At 43.7% G+C, this 767-nt stretch carries 1 protein-coding gene; it reads left to right on the top strand.

The window, feature by feature from the left end; genetic code table 11:
* On the top strand, positions 1–628 hold a 628-nt coding region (locus tag GCHA_RS05260), incomplete at its 5' end, for a substrate-binding domain-containing protein (protein WP_039992134.1).
* Between the last annotated feature and the right edge of the window lie 139 nt (positions 629–767).

Raw genomic sequence — 767 nt, 5'->3', positions numbered from 1 at the left:
TAATCAGCTCATTGCACAGTACATCCAAAAAGGCATGCCGATTGTACACTTTCAGTTAGAGCATGATGGCAGTGAGAAAAACCTTATTTTGTCTGATTATCGCCAGGCCGCGTTTGATGCCACAGAATATCTGATTAACCTTGGGCACAAGCGAATCTGTTTTATGACGCAAGACTTCAAAAACGTAAAGTCGAGAAATGAACGCTATTTAGGGTACGTGTCAGCACTAGAAAAACATGATATTCGTCTAGAGCCGGCGCTGATTCAGTACTGGCAGAGAGAAACCGGTTTTGCGCAATCGCCAAAAAGTATGCTTGAATCAGCGGCCGCACCAACCGCATTTTTCACCCAACATTTAGCGATTACCACCGAGCTGCTAACCCACTTAAACCAAGAGAACATAACGATCCCAGACGACGTATCACTGATAGGTTTCGACGATATCCCCATGGCTGAATTCTTCAAAGTCCCTGTAACGGTTATCAAGCAAGAACCCTACATCATTGGTAAAGAAGCCGCCAAACTACTACTAGAAAACATAAACGACAAAGACAGGCACTCGCAAAAAATCATGATCTCCTGCTCAATAACCCAAAGGCAATCCTGCGCAGCGCCTAAAAATAGCTGAACAAAACCCACTCCTCAGCGCAGAAAAAGCACACAACCAAAACAACAATCTAAAGCCGCACCGCCACTAAACCGATTTACTAATTTATTTATTATTTCCTTATCAAGACACCCATAACAATTCCCTTATCGGGACACCC

The organism is Paraglaciecola chathamensis S18K6 (assembly GCA_000314955.1).
Taxonomy (GTDB): Bacteria; Pseudomonadota; Gammaproteobacteria; order Enterobacterales; family Alteromonadaceae; genus Paraglaciecola; species Paraglaciecola chathamensis.
Note: the sequence above shows the minus strand (reverse complement) of the source record. Positions and strands in the feature narration are given on the sequence as shown.